The 21896-nt window shown below is 55.8% G+C and carries 17 protein-coding genes; 1 reads left to right on the forward strand and 16 read right to left on the reverse strand.

The window, feature by feature from the left end:
- Position 1 precedes the first annotated feature (1 nt).
- Positions 2-322, reverse strand: coding sequence for a hypothetical protein (locus tag J4772_RS30930; RefSeq protein WP_116062800.1), 321 nt, complete (start codon positions 320-322; stop codon positions 2-4).
- A 25-nt stretch (positions 323-347) separates the two neighbouring features.
- Positions 348-683, reverse strand: a complete 336-nt coding sequence (locus J4772_RS30935) for a helix-turn-helix domain-containing protein (protein WP_209072844.1) — start codon at positions 681-683, stop codon at positions 348-350.
- A gap of 222 nt (positions 684-905) precedes the next feature.
- On the opposite strand from J4772_RS30935, the gene J4772_RS30940 reads away from it, so the two are divergent.
- Positions 906-3776 (forward strand): ATP-binding protein, encoded by a 2871-nt coding sequence (locus J4772_RS30940; RefSeq protein ID WP_209072845.1) that lies wholly within the window; start codon positions 906-908, stop codon positions 3774-3776.
- Here the strand turns inward: J4772_RS30940 and J4772_RS30945 are convergent.
- The 14 genes from J4772_RS30945 to J4772_RS31010 all read right to left on the reverse strand — a co-directional run bounded on the left by J4772_RS30945 (position 3754) and on the right by J4772_RS31010 (position 21837).
- Positions 3754-4308 carry a hypothetical protein gene (locus J4772_RS30945; RefSeq protein ID WP_209072846.1) on the reverse strand — a complete coding sequence of 185 codons (555 nt, stop codon included), beginning with the start codon at positions 4306-4308 and terminating at the stop codon, positions 3754-3756. The two genes, J4772_RS30940 and J4772_RS30945, sit on opposite strands and share 23 nt — an antisense overlap.
- Entirely contained in the window at positions 4305-4949 is a 645-nt protein-coding gene (locus J4772_RS30950; RefSeq protein WP_209072847.1) for an SCO family protein, read from the reverse strand. The genes J4772_RS30945 and J4772_RS30950 overlap by 4 nt, the downstream gene beginning before the upstream one ends.
- 9 nt (positions 4950-4958) lie before the next feature.
- Positions 4959-6548: a cbb3-type cytochrome c oxidase subunit I gene (locus J4772_RS30955; protein ID WP_209077550.1), complete on the reverse strand. Its 1590-nt coding sequence runs from the start codon at positions 6546-6548 to the stop codon at positions 4959-4961.
- A 68-nt stretch (positions 6549-6616) separates the two neighbouring features.
- Positions 6617-7084: a cytochrome c oxidase subunit II gene (locus J4772_RS30960; RefSeq protein WP_209072848.1), complete on the reverse strand. Its 468-nt coding sequence runs from the start codon at positions 7082-7084 to the stop codon at positions 6617-6619.
- Between the two features lie 18 nt (positions 7085-7102).
- Positions 7103-7255, reverse strand: a complete 153-nt coding sequence (locus tag J4772_RS30965; protein ID WP_246016640.1) for a cytochrome c oxidase subunit 2A — start codon at positions 7253-7255, stop codon at positions 7103-7105.
- A gap of 149 nt (positions 7256-7404) precedes the next feature.
- Positions 7405-8094, reverse strand: a complete 690-nt coding sequence (locus tag J4772_RS30970; RefSeq protein WP_209072850.1) for an LrgB family protein — start codon at positions 8092-8094, stop codon at positions 7405-7407.
- Positions 8069-8365 carry a CidA/LrgA family protein gene (locus J4772_RS30975; protein WP_209072852.1) on the reverse strand — a complete coding sequence of 99 codons (297 nt, stop codon included), beginning with the start codon at positions 8363-8365 and terminating at the stop codon, positions 8069-8071. Before J4772_RS30975 ends, J4772_RS30970 begins: the two co-directional genes overlap by 26 nt.
- On the reverse strand, positions 8335-9870 hold the full coding sequence (locus J4772_RS30980) for a TIGR02679 domain-containing protein (RefSeq protein WP_209072853.1): 1536 nt from the start codon (positions 9868-9870) through the stop codon (positions 8335-8337). Before J4772_RS30980 ends, J4772_RS30975 begins: the two co-directional genes overlap by 31 nt.
- Positions 9845-14056: a TIGR02680 family protein gene (locus tag J4772_RS30985; protein ID WP_209072855.1), complete on the reverse strand. Its 4212-nt coding sequence runs from the start codon at positions 14054-14056 to the stop codon at positions 9845-9847. Before J4772_RS30985 ends, J4772_RS30980 begins: the two co-directional genes overlap by 26 nt.
- A gap of 17 nt (positions 14057-14073) precedes the next feature.
- Positions 14074-15330: a TIGR02678 family protein gene (locus J4772_RS30990; protein WP_209072856.1), complete on the reverse strand. Its 1257-nt coding sequence runs from the start codon at positions 15328-15330 to the stop codon at positions 14074-14076.
- Positions 15323-16828 carry a TIGR02677 family protein gene (locus J4772_RS30995; RefSeq protein ID WP_209072857.1) on the reverse strand — a complete coding sequence of 502 codons (1506 nt, stop codon included), beginning with the start codon at positions 16826-16828 and terminating at the stop codon, positions 15323-15325. The genes J4772_RS30990 and J4772_RS30995 overlap by 8 nt, the downstream gene beginning before the upstream one ends.
- A 418-nt stretch (positions 16829-17246) precedes the next feature.
- Complete coding sequence (gene serS, locus J4772_RS31000; protein ID WP_209072858.1) at positions 17247-18539, reverse strand: serine--tRNA ligase; 1293 nt, start codon at positions 18537-18539, stop codon at positions 17247-17249.
- 13 nt (positions 18540-18552) lie between these two features.
- Positions 18553-19638 (reverse strand): 3-phosphoserine/phosphohydroxythreonine transaminase, encoded by a 1086-nt coding sequence (gene serC, locus J4772_RS31005; protein WP_209072859.1) that lies wholly within the window; start codon positions 19636-19638, stop codon positions 18553-18555.
- A gap of 336 nt (positions 19639-19974) precedes the next feature.
- Positions 19975-21837 carry an SLC13 family permease gene (locus tag J4772_RS31010; protein ID WP_209072860.1) on the reverse strand — a complete coding sequence of 621 codons (1863 nt, stop codon included), beginning with the start codon at positions 21835-21837 and terminating at the stop codon, positions 19975-19977.
- Positions 21838-21896: the final 59 nt, after the last annotated feature.

Here is a 21896-nt window from a genome sequence, read left to right on the forward strand (position 1 = left end):
GTTACTGAATGCTTCTAATATGCCCAACCTTGGGCCAGTAGGCGAGCGCGAACGCCAATTCGTCCGTCAGCATGTCAAGCATCTCCTGAAGCGGCCCCACGACCGGCACCAATTGCCATTTGCCGCGATGATTGGCGAGGGTCAGCACGTAGTCTTGACGCCCGTTGAGACGTGTCAACACGGCTCGTATCGCCTCTTCTTTGGGCTCGATGGAGTAGATGATCAGACTGCGTCCTTCCGAGCGAACGCTCAAATGCGTCATTCCCGTAGCTTGCAACATATTCCGGATAAAACCGAGCGAAATTTTCAGATCCAGATCCAAGGCTGGCGCCTCCTTACGAATGACGTTATCCCTCGTAATCGACGATCGGCTTGATGATCTGCGCGATCAGCTTGATCTTCTCAGGTGAACATCCTTCCAGCATGTCTATGATTTCATTGCGCATGTAATCTTCGTTAGATGTATTCGCGCCGCGCAAAATATAGTCAGCGGATGTTTCCAGAATCGCGCATATTTTATCCAAGTTGTTAAGGTTGACCGGTGTCCGGCCTCTTTCGATCTTGCTGATGTAAGCGTTTGACACATCCAACGACTCTGCTAGCGTCTCCTGCGTGATCCCCTTCTCTTCTCTGGCCTTCCGAATACGATTGCCAATCACCGAGTAATCGAATCCCAAGTTCATCACCCAATCCGACTATAACAAGCCCCCTCATCCGATTACATATCTATAAATTCAATATGAACCTATAAGTTCATCAAAAAGGATAATTTTATATAAAAATACGACTGAATTTCAAGTTACGTGTCGAAATTGTTTGTCGAGCAGAGAAGTGGCAAGCAGGAAAACCGAGGGAAGTCCGAGAAAGATGTATGACTGATTGTATTAATGCAAGGAGTTGATGCGGTGAGTTTCTTAATACGGGATCTGATTATGAATTCCGCGATCTTAATCGCTTTCTCCTTCATGGCCGGACACCTCTACGCCAGCTCCGCGCGTCACGACTCATGGAAGTTTAAGCTGTCGATCGGAAGCGTCAACGGTATCATTGCGATCCTCCTGATTATGATCGGCATTCGGGTGAATTACAGCGATGTTATGAATATTCTGGATCTGCGCGTGCTTCCTATTCTTATGTCCGCCTATATCGGCGGTCCGGCGGCCGCCCTCATTACCGCTTCGATGATTACAGTGTTCCGATCCCTGCAAAACCCCTCTGTATTCTTGATCGTTCTCGTCACCATGCACATGCTTGCCTATCTATCCAGTTGGATTGTGCGCCATGTCCGCAGCTTCTTGGTGCAATGGAGCGCCATGATCGCACTCATGCTGCTTAACTATTTCGGCGTATTTCACTTTGTCTATCACGTGCCTATATTCACTACGTTGGGCCCATTTCTGTTGATCTGCACGCTGAATGCTTTGCTAATTGCGGCGATCATGAACTTCTTTAACAAGCAAAGAACGATGGGGAGACAGCTGCGACAGGCTCAACAGGATGTGCTAGACATCGTACGCATGCAAAGCGGTTTTTCGTTTAAACTCATTCGTCAAGACGACGTTTTTGTATGTACAATGCTCGGCGGGCAGCTCTTGGAGCAGTTGGGAGTGAAGTCGGAGCAAGCGATTGGTGGCTCGATCACAAAGCTGTTGTCCGAGGAGACGGCAAGAAAAACGCAGACGTATATGGAGCAATTGGAACGGGGAGAAAGCGTCAATTTCGAGTTGCAATCCGCGCCGGAAACCTATGCTCCGGGGGTTCTCGCGGAAGGGATTACCTTAAAGGTTTTACTCATTACGCTTCAGCCGATCATCGACGACGGCGGGTCAGTAGCCGAGATTATCGGAACGGCAATCGATATAACCGACCGGAAGAAGGCCGATCAACGAGTGGCGGAAGAAGAGGAACGCTACCGTACGCTAGTCGAGAGCTCTTACGACTTTATTATCGGCCTTGATCCAGACGGCGCCATCACTTCCGTTAACCAAGCGTTGTGTCAACTGCTTCAGCTTGAGGCGGAACAAATCCGCGGAAGACGGTTAACCGATTTCCTGTTTCAGGATCGGCCGGATAGTTGGAGCGCCATTCTTAAGCAAACGCTGCGCGACGGCATCCCACAGCAATGGGAATGGGAGCATACGGACGGCGATTCGACCCGCACCTATTCTTTGACGGTATCCCCTTGTTTTCCGGCCGGACAGAACGCTTCAGGTATCACGGCGACCATTCATGATCTTACCGACTTGATCTCCAAGAAGGAGGCCGTCAAGGCAAGCGAAGCGAAAAGTCGATTTCTAGCGAATATGAGTCATGAGATTCGAACGCCGTTGACAGGCATCATCGGCGTCAGTCAATTGCTGCTCGATACGCCGCTGTCCGCTATTCAATGGGACTACGCGAATAAAATACACTCCTCCTCGCGAACGCTCAATACGTTGATTAACGAAATTCTCGATTTCTCTAAAATCGAAGCCGGACAGATTTCAATCGCACGAGTTCCCTTCTCTGTCGGAGATTGGCTCGCAGATGTTGCCGACGTCGTCGGAACGTTCATCGGAGAGAAGCCGGTTGACGTCGTCCTGGATGTCGCCCCGAATGTACCGGACCGCCTCATAGGAGATCCGCTTCGCTTACGGCAAGTGCTGCTTAATCTGTGCAACAATGCCATCAAGTTCACATCGCACGGCTATGTGCGCGTATACGTGGAAGCAGCGCCGCTCGGCAAGGAGCGCTGCTCCTTGCAGTGTACCGTTCAGGACACCGGCATCGGCATTCCGGCGGATAAGCTGGCAAGCCTGTTCCAGCCGTTCACACAAGCCGACGATTCAATCAGTCGCCGATACGGGGGCACAGGCCTTGGCCTAGTCATCAGCAAGCAGCTAGTCGAACGGATGGGCGGCACGATTCAAGCCCGGAGCCAGCCTGGGCAAGGCAGCTTGTTTAGCTTCGAGCTGATTTTTGAACTCGAGGCAGAGCAGATTGGGCCTCAGCCGATTCCGCTTGAGCAACGCAGGGCGCTCGTCGCCGGAAGCTCCGAGATCGTGCGGACGTCCGTTGCCGGAATGTTGACGTCGCTGGGGCTTCGCGTCTTGGAATCCCGCGATCAGTTAGCGCAAGCCGATCTGCTGATCGTCGACCTTTCGCAAGAGCATGCCCGCTCCGGTCGCTGGAACTCGCTCATCAACAACGCTCACAGCACAGGCATCCCGGTGTTCGTGCTGGCGACGACGTTTTCGCGTAATTTGCTTCTTCAACGCGACGGCGCTGAAGAGCGCACATTTACGCTGCTCAAGCCCGTCAGTCGAAAGCAACTCGCCGACGCTTTGGCATCTTGGCGAGAGCATGGCATCGGAAGGGAACAGGCTGCCGCCTCGACGGCCCCCGTTCCAATTCCCGAACCGCCGGAGGGAGCCAGGAAGATTCTGCTCGGCGAGGACAACGAGATCAATCAGCTCATCGTGATCGAGCTGCTGAAGGACAAAGGCTACGCCGTCGGTATTGCCAATAACGGCGTCGAAGCGCTTGAGTTGCTGGAACGGGAGCCGTGGGATCTGCTCCTGATCGACATTCACATGCCGGTCATGGACGGCTGCGAAACCGTTAGCCGAATTCGGCAAAACCCGCGGTTTCGAAATTTGCCGATCGTGGCGCTAACTGCCGACGCTTTCAAGGAAAACCACGAGCTCTATCTCCGTTCCGGGATGTCCGACATTCTAACCAAGCCTTTCGATCCGGATCAGTTATACAGCAAGATCAACCGCTGGCTGGACGCGTAAACCAATGATAGATGATGAAAACGACCATAAAGAACGCCGTAGTCAGGAACCCCCAGCCGAGCGCGATTTGCTCAAGCAGCACATAATTGTTGCAGAGCTGCACGGGCGCAATGACGTATAGCAGTCCAAGAGCGGCGAAGAGCAGCGCGAAAACAACCACGACTGTACCTTTTGCCGCAAAATCGATTTTGGGCCAACTGTTTCTTAGCGGGACGCCGCATAGAAGGGACAGGCTCAGAAACTTGAACGCCTCCATTCCCGATGAAGCCAAGGCTTCGTCCATTGCTCGGGGCAGCATCCAATAAGCTGCAACAATCGCAAACATAAGGATACCGGGAATCCCGTTGACGTTCCAGGTTTCCCAGAACCGGGAAAAACGTATTTCCCCATACTTCGCCATCAAGAAGCCGGATAGAACCAATAAAGGCATCTGCATGTGCATATGCGCGATCATGAGCGATTCCATCAGACCGGCCACTGGCGGAAGTGCGAGCAGGACGAACAACGCCAGCCCGTAAAGCGACTGCTTCATCGGTCGTCCCTCCCTGTCTCTTCGGCCAGCAAACGAGCGATTTTGTCCACCGCCTCTTCCGGCCGGGTGTAATCCATCACGTCAACAAGCTTCCCGTCCGGATCGACGAGGTAAAAAGCGGAGTTATGGGCGAAACCGCCGCTCTCGTCGGGGATCACGATAACGCCGAACTTCTTAAGCAAGCTGTCCAGTTCGTTCGGGTCGGAAATTCTCGCCATTCTCCATGTCTCGCCGTCGCTGTCGAAGAAGGTCCGATACTCCTCCAATCTTGCCGGATCGTCCCGCTGCGGATCAAAGCTTACGCTCAGAAAGACGATCTCCCGACCGCGCTGCTCGGCAGGAAGGGTATCGAATACCCGCGCCATGTTCCCCTCAAGCTGAACGCATACGGTAGAGCATGTGGAGTAGAAAAACGTCATAAACACGTACTTGCCCGCGAATTCGGAAATCGAATAGGTTCGTCCCTTGCTGTCCTCGAAGGTGGTATCCGCCGGAAAGGTCGGGCGCGCTTCGAGCAGCCGGTTTACTCTGGCCGACTCTGCGGTGTAGGCGGTAAATCCGTCAGTTCCCCAATAAAACAACGCGATTCCAAAAAGAACGACTACGAACGTCGCAAGGGAATTCGGACGAATTGTTCTCATAACGATCACCTACCAAGTGACGAAAGGAGGCGACCCCGGCGGCGCATTGATAATAAAATTGACCAGCGGCGCCACGTAGGCCATCGCGACGAGCAGCAGCATAAGAATAATGGTGCGTCCCCAGCGCTCGGTCCAATAAGGCGTGGCCGAAGCGTTCTCTTCCGGTTCGGCTAATGGAAACTCGGTTTCCCCCTTAGGCGCACGGAACATGAGATGGAACACGGCATACAATTGAAGGACGCCTCCGACAAGCAGGAACGCCGCGCCGACGACTACGACGACCGTATACGGCTCCCAGCTTGCGGCCACTGTATGATCGCCGTAGGTCGTATACGAGGTTCTGCGAGGAGCGCCCAGCAGACCGGCAATGTGCATCGAGAACGTCATGATCGCCATGCCGATCGTCCAGAAAATCGTCTGGATTACGCCTACCTTGTTAATGCGGGGAGTCAATACGCGCTTGGAGACGTATGGAATCAACCAGTAACTGATACCGAAGAAGGTCAGAATAACGGAAGTTCCGACCGTCAGATGGAAGTGTCCGACGATCCACAGCGTATTGTGAACGACCTGGTTCAATTGGTTTGTCGTCTGCACGATGCCGCCTGCTCCGCCGGGAATGAACGCGACCATGGCGATAAACGGGGCCAGAAACCGGACGTCGCCCCATGGCATTTTTTTGAACCAGCCGAGCAGTCCTTTACCTCCCAGCTCCCTGCCCCGTCGCTCGAAGACGGAGAACATGGCGTATGCCGTCATCATGGAAGGGATCGCAATGACCAGACTCATGAACACGTGCATAAATTTTAGCGCCTGCGACATACCAGGATCGACAATCTGATGGTGGAATCCGCCGGGAATATTTGTGATGACCAGAGCGATAACGACGAACCTCGTCAGAACGTCGCTGAACCTTCTTCCGCCGATCACCTTGGGCACGATTACATACCATGCGGATACAGCCGTTAAATACCAGATGTTGACCAGCGTATGGCCGAACGACCAGAACAGCGTACGACTAACCATTACGTTGATCGTCTTTGTCCATCCGAAAGCCCACGGAATAATCGTCAGCACCTCGACCGTCACGCCAAGGCTGCCGAAGAACAACAGCACGAATACCCCGGTGGCGAAGAAGGAAAGAATCGGCAGGTGCTTGCCTCGGTTGTTTTTCCGCCAGGTTGCGACTTGAATGAAGGCCCCGAACGCGCACATCCACACGCCCAGCACGATAAACACCAGGCCGATATAGAAGTAGGGCGAGGCTTTCATCGGCGGATAAAACGTATACATCACCGTCGCTTTGTTCATCAAAAGGGGAACGACGACGAACACGAAGCCGACGATTTTCAGTGTAAAGCCGATCCAGGCCATTTTCCTGACTTTCGGCAGCAGTCCGTCCAACGTGTGCGACAGAGCCGCGTAGAAGTAACCGATCGTGAAGAAAGCGGTCAGCACGACAACCAGCACGATCCCGTGCGTCGTTAACGCTTGGTAGTAGGTGAAATAGCTTGGCATTTCAAACAATCCCGCACGCTCGATCGCCTGCAGCAATCCCATAATACCGCCCAACAGCAGCGCCGCGAAGGCGACGAACATATACGTTTTCGACAGGGCCGCGTCCCGCGGATGAGCTCCCAACAGTTTATTCAATCGACTCGCCTCCTCTATACGACTCTGATCGTCGTGCTCATGTATTGGTGGCCGGCCCCGCAATATTCATTGCAGACCACCAAATACTCGCCTGCGTCGCCGAACTTCTGCGTAATTTTCTGAATGTAGCCCGGCATGACCATCGCGTTGACGTTGGTGCCCGCTACCTCGAAGCCGTGCGTCACATCCTTGGAGGTCAAAATAAAATGCACGGTCGAGCCGGCGGGAATCTCGATATCGGCCGGGGTAAAGACGAACGATTCCAACGTCATGACCACTTCGTACTCGTTCTCTCCGATCTTGTTTACCCCCGGCTTGTCGAACGGCGCCGTCTGGTCGACCTTCTGCGGATCGATCATCTCTATATGGCTTGGCGGCCCCATATCCATAGCGAACGTCTGATACCCGGTAATAAGCATAAATACGACAATCAAGGAAATTCCGCAGGTCAGCCATATTTCTTCATAGCGATGCATTTTCATATTCGCGCCTCCTCCCGGCTACAGTCTGGACATATACAGCCCGAACACGACGACAAACAAGAGAGCAATAAAAGTTCCGACCATGAATACGGAGAATAGGGTTCCTTTTTGCGAATGCCCCTCGTTGTGCCGATCTTCCTCGCGATTCGGTTTAACGGATTCCATCGCCATCTCAGAGCTCCCCTTTCGGTTGATAATGATTCTGCTGTAATCGTAGCGGATCGCCGAATAGAGTTCGTGATAGGAATCACATTAACGGAGAAAAAAAAGAACGCCTCGACAAGACGTCATAAAAACGTCAAATCGAGGCGTTCAAACCTTTACAGCCAACCGTATATCGGAATCATCAAGATCGAAGTGGCGATACCCGCCGCTGCCATGGAAAACCCGCTGACGCCGCCCGCCCATTCCGAATCCAATAGCACTCTGGCCGTTCCGATTCCGTGAGAGCTCGTGCCGATCCCGACGCAGAGGAGAATGTCGCCGCGTATGCCGCACAATCGCATAAACAGCGGACCGGCGATGCTGCCGAACAGCCCGGATAAAACCGAGAACACGGCGCTTAGCTCCGGGATACCCCCCGTTCGCTTCGTAATTTCGAGGGCGATCGGCGAGGAAACCGACTTCGTCAGCATGGACAAAAGGAGTTCCCTGGGGCTTCCGGGAATATACAGCAGCAGCATTACCACCGTTAGGGAAAGGATCGAGCCAGCGATGATCCCGAGAAGAACGGGCCCCAACATACGACGGATGGCAGCCGCATGTTTATAGAGCGGAACCGCTAACGCGACCGTTGCGGGACCAAGCCCGTAAGCGATCCAATCTCCTCCGGCACGATAGGATTCGTACGAAATTCCGGTCAACGATAGAAAAGCGATCAAAAACAGCGATGCGACGACTAACGGATTGACTCCGCGCCTTTTGCTCCTGGCCCATACCGCCGCACAATAAACCAGTAAGGTCAGGCCAATACCGAACGCCGGATTATCCAGCCAAGTCGGCAGAGTCATGGACGTCTTTCCCCTTTCGGCTCAATCCCTTCGTCACGAGACCGGAAACCGCCATGACAAGCAAAGTACCCGGAACGACCCCTGCGACAACGTACGCCCAATGCGACTTGAGCATGTCCGCGAACGCAATCGTCCTTACGATCGCCGGCAGCGGCAGATGGAGCCAAAGTTCACATCGTACGGGCAGGGACGACGGCGCTGAAATGAGCGAGAACAAGCTGAGCGGGCTGCAATCCCGGCTCATTTCTTCTGAGAAAATGCGCCGAGCCACTCGCGCTCCAATTCGTTGACCCACAGCTCCTGATGCAGCTTAAATCCCTTGGTTGCGATAATGTTCCCCAGCTTCGACTCCCATGGCATATCGGCAGTTTCAAGGCGAAGACGTTCCGCATCCGTAAGCGGAATCCCGAGATGGGAATAACGGATGTAGTGTCCAGAATCCATCCTCCAAGAGCGATAGCGCTGCGGGAAACATTGCTGTAAGCCACGGGCAATCTCCAGTCCCTTAACGTCCAGATCCCCCGAATACCATAACTGCGGGCCATCCTGCGCAAGGTTTCCAAGAACCAGTTTGAGCAGCTTCACAACGGCTACGCTCGGTTGCCCGTTTACGCAAACGAGAAGCGGCATGGGCTCCTTTGCTTGGGCCTGAGTTTGAATTCTTGTCCTGTTTTGCATGTACCGCTTCACTGCCGAATCCGTCAATATAGCGAACACAGACGGATTCTCCACAGCGTATACCGCAGAGCAGCGTAGCGTCCCCACGGTCGCACCTGCCAGCCTTTCCACCTGCCGCAGCGTTAGCACCCTTTCTTCCCAGTGCAAGTCCCATCCCGGCGCGAAAAACATCACTTGAGAAGACAGGTCGTCGTCCGCCACGCCTCCCCGGCGATAACCTTCGCGGATCAGTTGAGCTTGCGAGAGGCTAGGTTCGCCGTGCTCTTTACCAAGCGAATCCTCTTCGGCTTCCATGTGTATGTCCGAGGATACAAACGATTCCGCCTCGCGCGAATGGAAGCAGGCGACCAGGCCCCACCAAAATAATCGCCCCGGCGGATGCTTCCAGTCCAGCGCATGGGCGTCGCCCGTCGCTTGCGCAGAGAGAACGGGCAGACGGATCGACTCATGTTCCGACTGGAGCCCGGATCGGGCTTGCGCCTCGTTTAGTACGAGCAGCGCCCGAACGGCAGTCGTCAGCCCCTCCCTCGCCTCCTCCGGTCCGGACGCGAACAGCTTGCGCAATATCCCCACGCCGGGAGAGGTCTCTTCCCGCATGCCTCCAACCCATTCCTCAATTCGCCCTCTGTAATACAGGAGTTCACGTTCCATCTCGCCCGCTTCTCCCGTTTCTCTCGCTTCCTCGCACAGAACCGGAACGCCGAATGCACGCAGCGTCTCCCTCACTTCGCGGATCATCGCCTCCCATGACTCCGCGGACGCCGCTCTCCGCTGTCCTCGCGTCCGCACCTCCGGCCCGTACAGAATCCGAAGCAGTTCCGAAATCGACATTTGAAATCGGTTTGCTCGCATTAATTGCTCGAATCGGCGTATAGAGTAGCGATAGACAGGCCTGCTTCGATCCGGCGTGTATATCTCGTAGAAGCCGTCCAGCGCCTCGAACTCGTCCTCTGTCGGACGATACAGCTCCACGTAACCGCGCGGACCGGCCCCCGACGCTTCGAATTTTCCGCGTAGTTCATCAAGAAATCGGCCAAACCCGGACTGCCCGAAATACGCCCGAACAGCCTTCTCAGACTTCGATTGTGTCTCGCTCATTCTGCCCCGACTCTCTCGCTTCCGCAATATACTCTCTCGTTTTCCCATTCCAGCGATAGCGGAACAACGTCACGAAATTCGCATCTTTAGGGCGGTAAATTTCACAGATCGACAGGCGAGGTACAGTATCATAGCACCCCCACAGCACCTGCGAAGTCATCATATAATCGAAATCCATCTGTGTGAGCAAGCCGAACAAATCGCGAATATTTTCGTCATCCACCCCGGCAAAAGCTTCATCCAGCGAAATGATTTTAGGAGACTCGGCTCCGGCGTCCGCGTAACGAGAATAGGTTGCAGCAAACAGCGGAATGTACATCGACATGGCCTTCTCTCCGCCGCTCAGCACGTTGAAGCGCGCGTCAGTCAACTCCCGATATTGCGCCTCTTCCCCTTTCTTGTAGCGCAAGGAAAACTGGAACCACGTCCGGTAATCCAGCATCTCGTACAGATGTTTGCGCAGCGTCTCCCGTTCCTCAGCCGCCCCCTGTTTCGCCCACTGAATCCGGGAACGGAAATGGGCGATCAGCCGCTCGACTTCCTCGTCATGCAGCAAATGGGCGTCGCGTCGCAGCAGCGTGACAAGCTCGTCGCTATTCAACTCTTGCTCCGTCTGCGCGGCTTTGGGCAGCCATTGCAGTTGCAGCTTCAGCCCGCTGGACGTATTGCGTTCGGACATCAGCTTGTTCATCGTCTTCATCCACAGCTCTGCGCGTTGAATGCGCTGGCGAATGGCTTTGCCGACGCTGCGCAAAATAATTTCCTCGAACAGCTCGCGATCCTTCTCGCTCAGCAAGTCCTGCTGTTCCGCCAAGATGAGATTCATTTCGGCCAGCAAAGCCGCCGGCTTCATCGGTCTTGTTCGATCCCTCATCGACATGAGCGTGACGCGGCCTTGTTCGCTGATCTCCGCTTCGATCGCATATTCAACCAGCAAATGCTTGGTCGCATTGTATTGATCTTGCAGGATGCTGCCTAATCGCTCCTTGCCTGTGCGGGACATGGTCGGTTCGAGCATTGCCACCGCTTGCTTGCAAGCCCGCAGCAACTCGTCGCGCCCGCCTTCAAGCGCCCGTGCAACATCGACGAAAGCCCGCTCGCTCTCCGCCCCATCCGGCAGCAACTCGGGGATATGCTGCAAACGGAGTTCCTCGCGGAACACCCGCTCGGATCGCTCCAACCGCTCCAGCCGCTCGCCTTCCTGCTCCGCAAGCTGTCTCTGCCGCTCGCGTAACCCGCCGAGGCGTTCCGCCAGCTCCGCCCGCAGATCGGCGAGGCGTTGCTGCGCCTTCGCGGTTTCGCCGCGACGAGCGCGCAGCTCGCTGACGCGCGCATGTAGATCGCTGATGCCAAGCTCTTCCATCAGCTTCCGCAGCTGGTCTACTCTAACACGGTAACCGTACAGCTTGTCCTGCAACTCATCGCGCTGCTCTTCCTCGTATTCGGCTTGCTCGGCGTAAGCCGCAACGTCGGAAGCGTGCTTCTCCTCCTGCTTCGCCGCTTGCGCATAAATACGCCAGTCGGCAAGCAGTTCGGAAACCGTCTCCCGGTAGCTCGAAACGGCCTCAAGGGCTTCTCTAAGCGCCCGCGCATTTTTCATACGGTTCCATGGAGCCGTAGCCGCGATCAAATCCCGCTTTAACTGCGCCCATTGCTCCTGCTGCGCCCGAAGCTCATCCGCCTTGCGAGCTTCCTGTTCCATATACAATTGGAAGCGAGCCGTCGCATCGTACTGACGCTTCCAGGCTTCTTTCACTGCTGCATGAAGCTCCTCATGCAGCGGAAAGAGCGCCAACTCCGCATCGATAGTCGCCATCGATACTTCCAGAGCCGAGATTTCGGTCGCCAACTCGCCAAGCTGTCGCTCGCCCTCCTCAATCTCGCGGGCTAATCTTTCGATTTCGGCCAGTTTGAACTGCCTGCGCGCCTCCTTGCCGATATACTGCGCGCGGCGCTCCGGCGCTCCGAGCTTCCCCGTCACCGCTCCGAATTGGAAATAGTTGCTGCCGACAGTTACACCTTGAGCGGCTCCGCCAGATAACGCAGCGGAACCGTCGAAGCTCTCGCCCCAAGCGAATGAACGCAAAACCTCCTCTACCATCCGCTCCGCTATTCCCGATTCCGGAGATGGCGTCGGCTTTAGCACATCAGCAAGCGTATAGCCCCACTCCAGTGGCGCCGGCGTAATCCACACTTCCTCGTCCCGCTCCGTCACCTGTGCGATCGTCCCGTCCGGCCGCACCCAAGCATCAAGCAAACCGCTGGCAAGCAGCGTCTGCTCGATCGAGGCTTGCTCCTGCGGCGACAGCGAGCCGCGAAACTCACACAGCTCAAACAACGGCGCACCTTGCCCCGCACCGTAGCCGCTCCGCGTCGCAATGCGCGCTTCGCTGCGCGGCGGCTCCGGCTCGCGAGCGCTCTGCCATTCCCGCTTCTCCGCCTCCAGCTTCCGAGCCTCGTCGCGAATCAGCTTCGCCTGCTGCTCCAGCCCCAGCTTGTCTACCACCAGCGACTGCTTCTGCCGGTCGGCTTCTTCCTTGGCCGGCCGCAGCACCGCTTCCATATCCTGATGCTCGTAGGTCAAATCTGCGCTGGCCTCGAATAATAGCTGTACCGCCCGTTCTCCGAGCTTAAGCTCCTGCAGTTCTTCCTTCCACTCCAGCACGCCTTCCTTCCAGCGATGCAGCGCATCCTCGGCCCCGGCTTCCGCCGATCTCATCGTCCGCTCGGCTTCGTCGCGCTGCGCCCTCATACGACCAAGCTCCCTGTCGTATTCGGCCACCCGGCGCTCCGCCTCTTGCTCCTGTTCGGCAAGCTTGGCCGCCTCCGTTATCGCGGTGCGATGCTCCTCCAAGTCCTTGAGCCATGCGGCGGCAAAAACGGTCTCTTCCGGAGGCTCCGGCATCCAGTAGCGATGGTATACGCCGTGATGGCCGAACTCGATGTCGCCGGCCAGACCTTCCAGTTCCTCCAACGCATTCGTCTGACTCGCCAGTTGTTCCGCCATTTCCGCTTGCGCCTTCTCGCGAGCATGCTGCGCCGCCGCCTGACTTGCCAGCGCCGCAGTCAGCCGCTTCTGCGTCTGCTCGGTGTAACGCTTCGTCTCCTCCAGCGACTGCTCAGCCTGCTCCAGCTCGCGCTGCTTCTCCATCGCTTCGCTGCGGGACAGCAATTCCAGCTCCGAATCGATCGCCACAATCTGCTCGCGCGCGCTTTGCAGTTCCTCCTGCGCTCTAGCCTCTTCGCTCAGTTCAGCCTGCAATTGTTTCAATAATGCTCCGGATTGTCGCTGCGTATCGTCGCTGTCGGCTTTAGCTTGCAGCAATCGTTCGCCACTGTGGTACACGTGATAGCGATTGTACTGCTCATAGCTTCGATTCAGCTTAACCAACTCCGCCTGATGAAGCTTCAATTCATCCAGACGGTCCGCAAGCTGGTCCATGTCTTCCATCACCTCGGACAACGGACGCAGTTCCTCTTCATGCAACGGCGGCAGCGCCTGAACAAGCACTTCGTAGATCGCCGTCGGCTTCACGTCCTTGGACAGCTTCGGGCTGCGAAGCTGAACAAGCAACTGGAGCAAATCCGTATAAGCGTCCCGATCATAAAAATTAAACAAAGCCCGATTAACCAAATCGCGATAAGCGCCCTGTTCTTGCACCACCTGGCCGCCCGCTTTGATACTTAGCTCAAGCGACTTGCGATCCAGCGGGAACTTGCCTGCCCCTTCTTGTTCCAGCACCCGGTCGTACAGCCAGAAATCCCGATTGATGCGCCTGCCGTCCTCCAGCACAAACCCCCAGAAGCCAATCTGCGCCGCTCCTTTACGGGCTCTGAGACCAATGCCTACCGTCTTGTAGATTTCTTTCTTTGTATGCCGGAATTCCAGCCAAAGATAGCCGGTTCTGTCAGTGTGCTCGTCCTTCTCCCCAAGCAAATAAAATTCGATTCGGCGATCCTTCGAGCCGAACGGGTCCAGCCGATGGGGACGCTTGTCTCCGTCCAGCACAAGCGGCAAGAAGCTCTGCATCGTAACCGACTTGCCCGACCCGTTAGCTCCCCGCAAGACGAGACGGCCATCCTCAAGCACGAATTCCTCATCCTCATAAAACCAAAAGTTCAAAATGCCTGCGCGAGACATCTGCCATCGTCCCTGCTCATTTACTCTCGTCTCCTGCTCCTGCATCTCCGAGTCTCCCCTCTTCATCCCTTGTCGAACTCGTCGCCATCGAAGGAATAATCCGCATTCCAGCGCGATAGTGCCGCCGACACGACAAAACGTTCCCCCTGACCGCCTTCATCTTGCCGCCGCCAATTGCCAAGCCCCCATTCGGACATATGCGCCGTCAGCGCTGCCGCCAGTTCGGCAAGGCCCATCGTGCGATGCTCTTTGCTCCAATAATCTTCGAAATGTCTTTTTAACGCGTATAGAACACCCTCTACATCCGTGCGGGTCAGTTCAATCGTCCCTTGCTCTGTCACGAACCAATCCCGCTCTCCCAATCTTCGCCGCAGTTCCCCCGCGAACAGCAGCGTCAAATCCGAAACAGCGGCTGCCGTCGGAAACAAATCGCATTCCCCGGTTAACTCCGGATAGAAGAAGTAAAGCCCCTCCCGGTAGCGGCTGCCTTCCATCCCGAACATAAACTGCATATTGTCGATGATCGTGCGTCGCTGCGTAACCACGTAGTACAGATCGTCCGGATGCCAATCCGTATCCGACACGGCAGGCTCCAGCAGCAATCTCCGAAATACGCGATGGCGGCGCTTGCGAAGCTCCGCGGCATCCGTCTCCGGATAGACGATCAGTTCATTGAAGTCATTCTCCTCCCGGTATTGTCCCAACGAGCGCGGAAAATGCCGAAGCACGTAGCGGGTGCTTGGGGAACATTCGTACAGTACGTTGTTCTTCTGACCGCTGTGCGACGCCCACTCGGACTCGTCCCCGTCAATCCCGACAAGCACGCCAAGCTGCCGCAGCTTCTTGAGCGCCCGGACCATCGAGAGCCGGTGCTGGTAATTTTCCCAATCGACAGTTGTCCCTGCCGCAGCCATCTGCTCTCCTACCTGTTCCACGATATCGGTCAGCACGAATTGATCCAGCTCCGTTTTTCCTTCGAGAAACCATAACGCATACGTAAAAAACGTATAATCCCTGACTTCCCGGAATTCCGCGATTCCCATCCAGGGCTGGGCAACAAGCGGCGCTTTGTCCAGCTTGGCCATCGTACGGGTCAGAATGAGCACAAAACCGGTATACTCGGAAAACCAATCTCTTAATTCGGTATATTGATCTTTAATCCAATAAAACATTTCGGGGTCGGAATCTTTCGTAATCCACGTCCGGTTCAGCAAAGCATGCGCGCATGCCCGGCGCCGCTCGTTCCACTGCTCTGCATCCGCTCGTTTGCTTGTCCGCATTCTGCGAATCGCGTAGGAGGTCGTTCCGCCTTTAGCCATGCGTGTGCTCTCCTCTCGTGACCTCAATCCGATAATTCCGCATCGTCAGATCGCCGTCTTCACAGCAAAGCATCGCTGTATCTTCCGGTTCCGGCTTGCTTACCGATACCCTGCATCCGTCCGCCGTCACGAACGAACGCGAGGCAACCGCCGAGCAGCGGCCAATCCACTGCAGCAACCGCATCCGTTCCTTCCCGTCCACCCGGGGCAGTTCGTCGATCCGGATCGAGCCGTAGCCAAGCATCCGCTCCGTAAAAGCATGCTCCTCGGCAAGCAATTGTTGCACCTGCTCCCGATGCGCTTCCCGCTTCGCGTCGTGGCTGCGCATCGGCTCCGAAGCGCCCTTCAAGACGCGCTTGCGGCTGCGGGTACGGATCAACCGAATATTCGGCGGTTCCTCCCAGGTCGAAGCATCCGCCCGTTCCGTCTCGCGACGATCCTCCCCTTGCAAATGACGAGCGGGAAACAGCCCAAACACATAAGCAGCGAAGCGATGTGCATCCTCCAGCTTGTCCATGGCCGCGAATCTCTCGGCTACAAGCTCCAAATCCAATCTTCTGCTGTCCCCGCCGCGTCTGCGCTCCTGCAAACGAACCGCGCTACGCACCACTTTGGCAATCGTGTCCTTGGTCGCCTTCTCCAGCAGGGTAAGCTCGCTGACATTGCTCGCGTCTCCAACAAACCAGCGCATCAAGTTGCCCCAGCCTTGACGGAATTCGTTCATGAGTTCGTTTGCCGATTTGCCTTCCTCCAGCCTCGGCTTGCGCAGCTCGTCCGCCGTTACGTGCGACAAATAAAGCTCGGCAAGCGTAATGGAAATCTGCTGCAACTGCCCTTCGATCTTATACGCATTGCGCTGCAAGCTCTTCACAAAATGCTGCAAATAGTTGACGAGATTTTCCTTCATCGCCAGAAAACCGTCCGTTGCCATCATTTCTTCCGCCTGAATCGAGTTCATACTGGCAATGAAATCCGCCGCATTCTCGTGCATCGTCTTAAACGCCACATAGAGCTTCTCCCAGTTGTTCAGCGCCTCGCCCTCTTGCATCCCGTCGGCATTCGCGCGAATATGCTGAATACACTCCGATATCGTATCGAAGTAAGTCGTCTCTAGCGAGCCGCCGTAACCTTTGACCCTCTCCAACGCCTCAAGCATCCGCTCAATTTCAATGGCATATGGAGTAAGCAAATATTGGCTCTTCTTGCGCATATATTCTTCCAACGACAACGCCCTCCCGCCATCGTGACGGGAGGCCAGATTGCCCCAATTCTTCAACTGTTCCAAATCTGAAACACACTGTTCCAACGTATAACCGTCTATGACGTCCCAAGCTTGAACGCCCTCAAAAACTTCCTCCGGTTTAAGCCAATATTTCAACCTCTGATATTGCAAATAAATATATCTCATAATCGCACGGTAACGAGCGACATTGATTGCGTTCAAATAGTTCAGCTCGGCTACCGGCCTGAGCGCCGAAGGCTTTATCCTCTCATCCACTACAGCTGCCCCTCCACTAACAGATAGATGTAATCTATTTTATCACATTGCCTATGCACGATTTTATCTGAATTTGATGCCAACTCAAATAGGCCATCCGGCAACCGGATGGCCTGAAATTGGAGCTCTACATAAAGATAAGACCAGCGCGAGGCGGCTCCTAGTCAGAACCACAACACCAGTCTTACAAAAAACATAGTTTTGTTTCATCAAAATGTCAACTTTCAGCTCATTCTTCTTTTTGGAAATATTTTACTACGCCTGAACCATTACCCCTTGCCGCCTCTTACAGCCATTATCCCCCTCGCTCAGATGTACTTCCGCACCATCCTGAGTAGAGGGGATAATGGCCATAAGTACCGCAAAACGATGTAACACCGCACAAAATCCGGGGATGAATCGTGAGCGGAAAATGTCGTTAGTAACCGTCCATTCGAAGCTCCGTCTTGCCGCCCAAGTACGGTCGCAATGCCTGAGGCACATAGACCGAGCCGTCCGCTCTCTGATGGTTTTCCAGCAGCGGAATCAATATTCGCGGCGTCGCGATCGCCGTATTGTTCAGCGTATGGCAGTAGCGAAGCTTGCCCTCCTCGTCCCTATAGCGGATGTTGGCCCTACGCGCCTGGAAGTCGAGCAGATTCGAAGCCGAATGCGTCTCTCCATAGGCTTGTCGGCTTGGCATCCATGTTTCGATGTCGTACTGCTTATGCGTCTTCTGCGACATGTCTCCAGCACAGACGGCGACGACCCGGTAAGGAAGCTCCAAAAGCTGCAAAATGCGCTCGGCATTGCCCGTAATTTCCTGAAGCAGCCGCTCAGACAGCTCAGGATCGTTCTCGCAGACGACGACTTGCTCGACTTTGGCGAATTGATGCACGCGGTACAGACCGTGAACGTCGCGGCCCGACGAGCCGATCTCTCTTCTGAAGCACGAGGTAGCCGCAGCCAGACGGATGGGTTGACCGTCGTTCAGCTCGACAATTTCGCCTGCGAGATACGATACGAGGCTTACTTCCGATGTGCCGACCAAATATCTGTCTTCCTCCGCAATGGCGAACACCTGGTCTTCGCCCGTCGGGAAAAATCCGGTGTTCAGCAGCGCCTCGCCGCGCACCATCATCGGTACCTCCAACGGCGTAAACCCGTTGCTTTCCAGTACGTCCATCGCCAGCTGCTGCACCGCCCGATGCAGATGCCAGCCCGCGCCTTTAAGCACATACTGCCGCGCGCCTCCGATCTTCACCCCGCGCTGCAGATCGATGATGCCAAGCCGTTCGCCAAGCTCCACATGGCTCAGGGGCGCGAATTCAAATTCAGGCAACTCCCCGACCCGCTTGACCTCCACATTGTCCGCATCCGACTTTCCCTCCGGCGTGTCCGCCGAGACGGGATTGGGCACGAGCAGCATCAGACTTCGACAGCTTGCCTCGACTTCGGTCAGCTCGACTTCCAGGACGCCCAATTCATCGTTAGTCGTCTGAACCCCCTGCTTGATTTGCTCCGCCTCTTCCTTCGCCCCTTGCTTCATGAGGCCGCCGATCAGTCCCGACAACCGGTTCCGATCCTGGCGCAGCCGTTCGACCTCGCGAAGCAGCTTTCTCCTTCGCTCATCCTGTTCCAGCAGCTCCGCCACCGACAGCGCGATCCCTTTTCGGTCGGCCGCTCGCTGCAGCAGCTCGCCATTTTCTCGTATATACGCCATATCCAACATCCGGTCGTCCCCCTTACCCGTGTTTCCTAATAAAATCGTTCATGAACTCGGCGAGCGCCTTGCAAGCCTCCTCAGGCACCGCGTTGTAAGCGGAAGCTCGCAGCCCCCCGACGCTGCGATGACCCGCCAGACCAATGAAGCCTTCCCGCTCCGATTCCAGCACGAATTGCTTTTCCAGGCCTTCGTCCCGCATCCGCCACGTCGCATTCATCATGGAGCGATACGGCTTCTCCACGATTCCCTGATAAAATCCGTCCCCGGCGTCGATCGCCTCGTAGAGGAAGCCGATTTTCCGTTCGTTCCGCTTCTCCAGCTCCGGAATTCCCCCTTGGCGCGCGGTCCATTCCAGCGTCAACTTCATCATGTATATGGCGTGAACCGGAGGCGTGTTATAGAGCGAGCTGTTGTCGGCGTAGGTGCGGTATTGAAAGATCGATGGAATTTGCTTGTTGCCGGCCTTTATCAGCTCTTCCCTTACGATAACCGCCGTCACTCCCGCAGGCCCGAGGTTTTTCTGCGCGGCCGCATAGACTAGCGCGAACTTCGTCCAATCCAGCCTGCGGCTCAAAATGTCGCTCGTCATATCGCCGATCAGCGGAATCTCTCCGGTATCGGGCAAATCGCGGAACTGCGAGCCTTCGATCGTATTGTTCGTGGTCATGTGAACGTAGGCGGTATCGGTCGCTACCTTCAACTGCCGCACATCCGGGAGTTTCCTCCAGCCTTCCGCCTTGCCGCTCGCCAGCGCTTCCGCTTGCCCGATCGTCAGCGCCTCGCGGTACGCCTTCTCCGCGAAGCTGCCGGAGACGAGGTAGCGCCCGACCTTCCCTTCCCCGAGAAAGTTCATCGGCACGAGCGCGAACTGAGCGCTGGCTCCCCCTCCCATAAACAAAACCCGGTACCCCGAAGACAGTCCGATCAGATCCAGCAGCAGCCGCTCCGTCTCTGCGACCATCCGTTCCACCGTTCGGCTTCGGTGCGACATTTCCAGCAACGACAGCCCTTGATCCCCATATTCGACGAACGCATCCTTCGCTTGCTCCAGCACTTCCAGCGGCAGCGCCGCTGGTCCCGGATTGAAATTCCAGCCCCTCTTCATGTTTCCTCAACCTTTCTTAAGTTAGGTGAAAACGACAAAAACGCCCCTCGTCCGAATTGGGACGAGGAGCGTCTGCTCGCGGTGCCACCCAACTTGACCGGAACGCTCTCGTTCCGATCCTCTTGGTTCCGCGATAACGGGCGGGGCCGGTAAGCTTAGGATGCAGTCCGCTGCCGCGGGCCGATCTTGACGAAAACGCCTCCGAGTTGGATGCTCTTCACAGGCATGATCCGAATGTGTAATTGTTGATTATACTAACGCCTTCGGCTGCGGCTGTCAAGCAAGGATTGCAACCACTGTCGTTATAACTGCAATTGTCATGCGTATATGCATGGATCAGAATGGGAAAAACAGCGGAAGCACGGCAACCATCACAATGCCCATAATGATCTGGAGCGGCAGGCCGACCTTGATATAATGCGAGAAGCGATAACGTCCGGCCGACATGACCAGCGCGTTCGGCGGCGTAGAGAACGGCGAGGCGAAGCACATGCTCGCTCCGACAGAGACGGCGAACAGGAACGGATACGGGCTAACGCCGAGCTGAAGGGCGGCCGCAAGCGCGATGGGCGCAAGCAGGATTGCACAAGCGGTGTTGCTGATGAACATCGTCAGCATCGACGTCGTGAAATAGACGCCCGCCAGCAAAATCAGCGGCCCTTGCCCGCCCAGCAGATTGACCATTCCGTCCGAGAGCAGCGCGGCAGCTCCCGTCTTCTCGATCGCAATCGACATTGGAATCATGCCGCCGATCAGCACGACGCTCTCCCAGTTGATTGTCTTGTAGGCATCCTCCATGCTGCGCACGCAGCGGAACGCGACCATCAGCACAGCTGCAATCATAACCGCCGCGACGGCCGGTATCAGCTCCGAGATGAGCAACAGTACCATCAGTCCCATGATGCCCGCGGCGATCGGCGCTTTGTTGTCCATCGTCACCTTGCGCGCTTCTTCGTTCGGCTGACCGACGACCACGACGTCCGGTTCGGTCGCGAGCCGGGCAATATCGCGCCACGTTCCCTGTACGAGCATAGCGTCTCCGAAACGCATTTTCTCTTCCTTGAGATTGTGCAGAAGGTAGTGATCCTTCCGCTGAATGCCGAGTATGTTGACGTGATACTTCTCGCGGAAGCCCGATTCCTTGATCAGCCGGTTAATCAGTCGCGAGGTCGGCGTAAGCATCACTTCGGCGATGCCGACGTCCTCTGTCGCGTACTGCTCGGAGCCGGCCGCCTTTTTGTTCTCCGGGATGCGGCGATCCATCATCTCCAGGCCGCTCTCGAGCGCGAACGCCTGAACGTTCTCGAAGGGACCGTGGATGTACAAAATATCTTCTTCCTCAATCACCGTATGCGAGCCGGCGATCTCTTGATTAATCGTTTTGAAAAACTGGTTTTTCGCCGAAATTTTACGACGAACCTCGATAATGTTCAGTCCGTGTTTGGCGGAAATGTCGAGCTCATGCAGCCGCTTGCCGCAGACCGGCGAGCCGGCTCCGACCTGAACGCGATACAGGTTCTGCCTCAGCTGATACTGCTGAACCAAATCCAGCAGAGAGCGCCCTTGACGATCGTCGTCCGCATTCCGCTCGTTCTTCGGCAGAAATCTGCGAAGGAAAAGCAGCGACAGGACGCCGACGACGATACAGACAAGACCGACCGGCGTAAAGGTGAAGAACGACACGGCCGTATACCCCGCCGCTTGAAGCGTCTCCTGGATGACCAGATTGGGAGGCGTCCCGATCAAGGTAAGCATTCCCCCAAGGCTGCTGGCAAAGGCGAGCGGCATCAGCAATCTTCCGGGGTTCGTGCCCGCGCTCATCGCCAGGCTGACGACGATCGGCATCATCACGGCGATCGTGCCGGTGTTGCTGACGAACGCGCCGATCGCCGATGTCACGATCATGATCATGACGAGCAGCCGGGTTTCGTTCGTTCCGGCCAGCTGCAGCATTTTGCTGCTGACCATTTTCGCCAGGCCGGTCTGAAAAATACCCCCGCCCACGACGAACAAACCGACCATCATAATGACGACGGAATTGGAGAAGCCCGACAGCGCTTCGGCAGGCGTCAAAATATCGCACAGCATCAATGCAATAAGCGCCCCGACGGCTACCAGGTCGGAGCGCACTTTGCCCGATATGAAAAGCATGGAAGCAATAATCAGTACGGCTAAAGTAATTATCATCGATTCATTCACGTTGCGGCTCCAGTTCGATAGATTGGCCGGACGGTTCCATCAAACTCCCAGCCTTGCTC

Source organism: Cohnella sp. LGH (genome assembly GCF_017671885.1).
Classification (GTDB): Bacteria; Bacillota; Bacilli; order Paenibacillales; family Paenibacillaceae; genus Cohnella; species Cohnella phaseoli.